Origin of the sequence: Lysinibacillus sp. CNPSo 3705, from assembly GCF_028674935.1 — a bacterium.
In the GTDB taxonomy this organism is placed as follows: Bacteria; Bacillota; Bacilli; order Bacillales_A; family Planococcaceae; genus Lysinibacillus.
Window position 1 is genome coordinate 1 of record NZ_JAQZSD010000117.1, and the last position, 6,175, is coordinate 6,175.

Here is a 6,175-nt window from a genome sequence, read left to right on the forward strand (position 1 = left end):
CTATAAGAGGTTATTTTTTATCAAACTTTAGTATCTATTATTAATCTATTACGGAGGAAAAAATCTTTTTGTTCAAGTGAAAAGTTCAGTCGAATCAAAAATGAATAATAAGTTATTATATTTCTTATTTTAACAAACGCCCCCGTTACTTTAAGGATATTTCTTCACAATCTGCTAATATTACAAAAGATTAGTTTTATGATAGTTAAAAAATATGTTTGCGTTCGGGGATTGTTTTTGTCGCTAAATCTATTTTTCTTTAATATTGCGCTAAGCACCAGTCTTTCGTTTGTTGGTCGGCAAAGGATGCTACTACACTATTTAAATAGATTTGTCGATAATCTTCTTCACTTAGATTAAATTCGTTGTTAACTAAATGGATTTCATTTGCCATAGTAGTATCTGATACTGTTCTGTTATCCGTATTAAATGTCACTTTTATTCCATCTTTATGAAACTTATAAATCGGATGTTCAGAATAATGATGAACAGCTTTCGTTTGGACATTACTTGTTGGACACATTTCAAGCACTACCTGTCTTTCTTTCACAATCTTATAAGCCTCGGCACAATCTTTAATAAATACTCCATGTCCTATTCTTTCAGCACCCAACAGTTCAACTGCCTCTAGTACGTTTTTACCAATTCCCGTTTCACCAGCATGAATAGTGACTCTGTAGCCATATTCTTTCGCTAAAGCGATTGGATCTACGAATTTTTCACAAAAGCCTTCTTCTTCAGATGCACATAGGTCAATTGCCACCACACCTTTTCCAAGGAACTTTTTCCCCTTTTCAACCACCTCAAATGCACTTTCTACAGACATCGTTCTCATGCAAGACAGGATTATATTTCCCTTTATTTCGTAGCAGCTTTCAGCGTCTCTCATCCCCTCTATAACAGCTTGAACAACTTCTTCAACACTAAGACCTTGTAATGTGTGAAGTAACGGGGCAAATCGGACTTCTAAATATTTCACATTTTCTCTTGCTGCATCCTCAAATAGTTCAAACGTAATTCTTCTTAAGTTCTCCTTGGACTGCATGACTAAATTAGGAAGAGAAAATCTTTTTAAATATTCATCAAGGGATTCACATTCTAACGGAGCAATCAGCTCTTTCTGCAGTTCTTCCTTATTAAAAGTGGGTAACTGAATACCTTCCTTCTGTGCAATATCAATAATAGTTTCACCCCTTAGGCTTCCATCCAAATGACAGTGAAGTTCAATTTTGGGTAGTGCTAAAAAGTTCATTGTTGACCTCCTACAATAAATTTTCAGATAAATACAAAAAAATTCCTGATTACAAAGAAAATACAAGTTTTGTACTTTCTTCGTAATCAGGAATTTCGGTTCCTGGTAGAGACCCCCAAACCATATTATTGGAGTTATACGAAAATTTATTGATTCCTTAATGTTTTTTAACATAATAATAAAAAAATAATAGATTGTCAACATAGTCCCTAACACCCATTAATTATTGTAAAAGTATATTCTATATTTACATTTCGGAGTAGCTTATGCCAACAACAGAACTAGCTTTATTAGCAAGACCAATTTGATGATTGCCGAGTTTGTCTACAATAGAAGCATAAAAAAGTGACCCTTCTAAAAATTAATAATTATGTGCTATTCCATGTTACCAATATCAGGTTTGGTATTTTTGTTTTGATTTTCAATTTGACTAGCTATTTTTTTTTTGGGGTTATAGTCATGGTTCCAGTCATCACACATAAGATCTATAATATTTTGTAATTTCGATTGCAAAACTATTTCTTTTTTGGTAACAGAATCTAGTGTTTTACGGACACTATCATTAATCCTTAATAAATCAGTTATTGAAGCTGGGTGTCTTAAACCTGGGATTAAACCTAAAGCATATTGAATCTTTTCCCCTTCAGCGTTAATAATATGACTTAATCCCAACTCTTCAAAAGCAATAGATGAAAGTAATAAATTTAATGCCTCGTTCTTGGAAATAGTAATTGAAGCTGTGATATTCGGTATATTAGGAAAACTCATAAAAAACCCCTTTCATTAGCTAATTTTTAATTTACATGGTTATTGTATGATGTATATTTCGATTTATGTCATATAAATTGTCAAATCAAGTCGAACAGTTCAGAATCCTTAATAGCATATGGAGATGGAATTCTTTTTGGGTCCCTTATTGAAATTAGCATTTAATATGCTCCTCATAAGGTAGAGTGGTGAAATCTAAGGGGTAATTATATGGCTAGAAGTAATTATAAATATGAACAGTTTTCTCGATTAAGGGTGTACAAAATCACTCGTATTCCGAGGTTAAATAATGCTTTAAGCGGTATGAAACACCAACCATTGTGACAATGCATACATGATGTGAAATACGACCTTAGCGCCTTCGCTAGAAAACGTAGGAATCTCTTCCTCGTGGTTCATAACATACAAAGAAGATAAACGAATCATCTTCTGGAAAGTTATTGCCTTTTGCTACTGGAGGGATAATCCTTCTAAGAGTTTGGTAGCACATTAAGAAGCACCCCCTTTTTGATACGCCTATCATTCCGGAAGTGCTTGATTATTTATATGTGTTATTTGATTATGTGCATACATTGCAATTTAACTAAATAAAATAAATAGGAATTAATCGTTTTGATTTTTAAATGAATCTAATTTCACTTCTTTAAGTAATTAGTCACCTGTTAAAAGATCCACGATGTTTTGCAATTTTGATTGCAAAACAAGTTCTTTTCGCGTAACAGAATCTAATGTTTTACGCACACTATCATTAATACTTAATAAATCAGGGATTGAAGCTGCTTGGGTTAAACCCGGGATCAATCCTAAAGCATATTGAATTTTTTCTCCCTCTGCATTAATAATGTGGCTTAATCCCAACTCTTCAAAAGCAATTGATGAAAGTAATAAGTTTAAAACTTCGTCCCTAGTAATAGTAATTGAAGCTGTAATATTCGGTATGTTAGGAAAACTCATGAAAAACCCCTTCCTTTACAAATTTTTGATTACACGTTTATTGTATGATGAGTATTTATATTTGTGTCATGATTGTCAAATCAAGTCGACTCATCGATACCTTAGGCATATTGTAGTCGACAATATTTCTGGGTCCTTGATTTTTCACAAGAAATGCTATGTAAGCAGCATCGTAAAAGCGCTTTACAAAGGCGTTTGAAATTGGAGCAACTATCACACATTCAGCCTTTGGACTCAATTATGCCAAGGCATAATTAGGTTAAGAATAAAGCTTGGACAATAAGAATATATTGATTTGCGTAATTATTTTTAAATCGATGAAGAAAAAATTGGAAACATTTGAGGTGATTTAAATTGTCGATGCCCAACATACCTGATATCAAGCCAGATATAAATCTTAGTAAAAAAGATATTGCAAATTTATTACTTTCATCAATTGCGATGGAAGAATTAGGTTTAGCTGAGATTATTAAAGCACAAGGAAGAAAACTAGAGAAGATAACTAAAGAAACGTGTGATATTAATGTTTTGTTAGAAGCTAATAGTAATGTAAATCAGTTATTAAAAACAATTGTTAAAAAAGAAATGCTCCTATTAATGAAATTAGAAAGTGTTGTTGACTTTACTGAGACACATGAAATAAAATGCAAAAAACATTGTAAGCATGAAAAAGAGTGTGAATGTGAATATGAGTGTGAGTGTGAATATGATGATTATGATTGCAAATAACACGGTCGATTAATGGTAAAGTAACGATGGTGTAAACTATTGTTCCCTAAATTCAGTTGGGCATCTAAAGGTAATTATCGGTAATAACACGAAGAAAAATGGAGAAAAATTGTTAAGCCCATTATAACTTAGACTTACGATAGGTGGTATATGCTAATCTGATTATAGACTTCGGGACACCTCCATGGCATAAGAATCGTTCCTTGCGTTCAGTGAGAAGTTTCTACCAGTTGTATGCAGATTCAGTTGGCGTAATCTCTTTGTTAGCCCATCCTTTGAGACATTTTTACGAAGGTAACTGCGATATAAACTGCTTCTTTGGACACCTTTTCACGACGTACTGGAATATACATCGCGTCTAAATAAACGCAGGGGCTATTTTCTGCATTTATTTAGACGTTTGTTAGATTATCATGTTAGAAATTACCATATCGGTGTAATGAAGGCTCTATATTTTTTATTTAAACCAGTCCTATATCGGCATCTTCTTTGGAAGTGCGGAATGACTGTTGACGTGTCGTTCAATGCATTAGATGATAAATAATAATGCTAGGGGTTATAATAATCTTCGTTTGCGATATTGTCTTCTAGGCTAATGTACTAACCAATCTGCATAATTGTCAATGAAGCGCCAAGCGTACCGTTACTAGCCGTCGTAGTATTTGTGTTATCATCATTGAACATCTGTAGAACGTTAACACCAGGTCCAGTATTCAAAATGTATGCTCCTGAGAGTTGTGTATCGATCCCAACAGCGCCTCCGTTGCCAACATGACTCCCAAAAAGAGGAACCCCGTTTAGACGAAGCGCAAATCCGACACCGCCAGTTGGCGTCTCAACCCCTTCCAAATAGCTATTGATCCAATAGACGCTGTTCGGACTTAGATGGATATCTGGTGATCCAGGTGTATGTGTAATACCGATTCCATTGCTATTTATAGTTGAATCAAACATATAAGACGACCCTGGTATAACTACTTGCTGAATGAAGCTTCCTACCTTGATGTTGTTGGCTGTAAACGTACCGCCTGTAGCTCCAGTGGCTCCTGTTAGCCCTGTAGCCCCAGTGACACCTGTAGCTCCAGTTGGCCCTGCACCTGTTGCACCTGTTGCGCCTGTTGCACCTGTTGCGCCTGTTGTACCTGTTGTACCTGTTGTACCTGTTGCGCCTGTTGCACCTGTTGTACCTGTTGCACCTCCCACAGAAGGAACAGCTAATATATTTTCCAGTTTAGATTGAAGGAGTAGCTCCTTCTTAATTAATCCTTGCATAGTAGTTTGAACACTTGCATTAACTTCCAGCAACTCATTAAGGGTCGCCGGAACCGATAGTCCTGGCAATGTACCGACTGCGTATTGGATTTTTTCCGCTTCTGCATTAATGATGTGTCCTAGCCCTAACTCTTCAATCGCTATAGAAGCTAATAAGAGGTTTAAGGCGTCATCTCTAGTAATCGTGATGCTAGGGGTTATATTAGGAATATTCGCTTGCGACATTGTCTTCATCCTTTCTTAATTTGTCGATTTAATAGAAGGTCTCCCTCCTTTAAGTCGTATAATGCAGGATATGATTTTTTTTCATTAGCGGTATGAGCTTTCAACCCGTTAAGAAGCTTTTTTTACAAATACATACCAAAGAATGAATCTCACTAGAGTTGGAAGAAAAGAGCTCGGAATCACCCTTGGACTTTGACTCGCGTTTCCTATATTCCGATATAGTACATCCCGAACTGAACATGAAGTATGTTATCAGATATCTAAGTTATGTTTACAAAATGAAAGTGAGACATTTAAGCTACACAAATAAAGTGAATATATATAAAACAGGACCAGAACTCACTTCAATAAGGAGTACTGGTCCGTTTGTGTTCATCAAATATATGGGAAGAAACGTTTTTATAGCGTATGACTAGTACAGTAGAAAATAATATTATATAAGGAAGCTTCTAGAGTAATTTTTTGAAAATAGGTTCTTTCCATAAGTTCTGCTCCATCTAGTCGTACCTAACGCTTTACCAACGAATATTATAATAAGTCATGTTTTTTCGCTAATAATTTATAACCTAATTAATGACATTTATTTTGAATTCTTCACTGTATTTCGCCATAAAAAAACACCCTTAAAGTAGAATTTTGACTTCTAACTTTAGGAGTGCAAGACCTTTTATGTCTTTTACAAGGTAGTATAATAATAGCCGGGAGGTATTTGATACCTGATCGTACAAACACGTAGCCGATTCTCGTAAGATTTTCATAACCGCTAATTCCTCTATATCCCATAGCGAAAAGCCCATACCCCCATATTTAATCGTGAAACTTGATAAATTAAGTATCATCTTTACGATTCCATACTTTTTTATTATCTATCCAAATATTTTCCCTACTATTTCTTTTTGGGCTACTAATATTTTCACTTGTAGTATTATTTTGAGAAGATACATTTTTATTTCTTGAGCTAATAATGCTTTCATC

The 6,175-nt window shown here is 34.6% G+C and carries 5 protein-coding genes, 1 pseudogene and 1 riboswitch; of the genes and pseudogenes, 1 reads left to right on the forward strand and 5 read right to left on the reverse strand.

Translation table 11 applies throughout. From position 1 onward, the window contains the following. Positions 1-259: 259 nt before the first annotated feature. The 3 genes from add to PVA17_RS24140 all read right to left on the reverse strand — a co-directional run bounded on the left by add (position 260) and on the right by PVA17_RS24140 (position 2,974). A complete protein-coding gene (gene add / locus PVA17_RS24130) occupies positions 260-1,252 on the reverse strand; it encodes an adenosine deaminase (RefSeq protein ID WP_274069239.1) in 993 nt (330 codons plus the stop codon). A 63-nt stretch (positions 1,253-1,315) separates the two neighbouring features. Next, positions 1,316-1,414: riboswitch (purine riboswitch) on the reverse strand. A gap of 213 nt (positions 1,415-1,627) precedes the next feature. Then, a complete protein-coding gene (locus PVA17_RS24135; RefSeq protein WP_337993634.1) occupies positions 1,628-2,020 on the reverse strand; it encodes an alpha-helical endospore appendage domain-containing protein in 393 nt (130 codons plus the stop codon). A gap of 651 nt (positions 2,021-2,671) precedes the next feature. After that, the gene (locus PVA17_RS24140; RefSeq protein WP_132359550.1) at positions 2,672-2,974 is read right to left on the reverse strand and encodes an alpha-helical endospore appendage domain-containing protein; all 303 of its coding nucleotides are present in this window, start codon (positions 2,972-2,974) and stop codon (positions 2,672-2,674) included. 360 nt (positions 2,975-3,334) lie between these two features. Here PVA17_RS24140 and PVA17_RS24145 point away from each other — a divergent pair, with 360 nt between their 5' ends. Beyond that, a complete protein-coding gene (locus PVA17_RS24145) occupies positions 3,335-3,703 on the forward strand; it encodes an alpha-helical endospore appendage domain-containing protein (protein ID WP_274069240.1) in 369 nt (122 codons plus the stop codon). Positions 3,704-3,929: 226 nt separating this feature from the next. On the opposite strand, the pseudogene PVA17_RS24150 reads toward PVA17_RS24145, so the two are convergent. Next, positions 3,930-4,074, reverse strand: a pseudogene (locus tag PVA17_RS24150) (transposase); the annotation flags it as partial. Between the two features lie 229 nt (positions 4,075-4,303). Next, on the reverse strand, positions 4,304-5,200 hold the full coding sequence (locus PVA17_RS24155) for an alpha-helical endospore appendage domain-containing protein (RefSeq protein ID WP_274069241.1): 897 nt from the start codon (positions 5,198-5,200) through the stop codon (positions 4,304-4,306). Between the last annotated feature and the right edge of the window lie 975 nt (positions 5,201-6,175).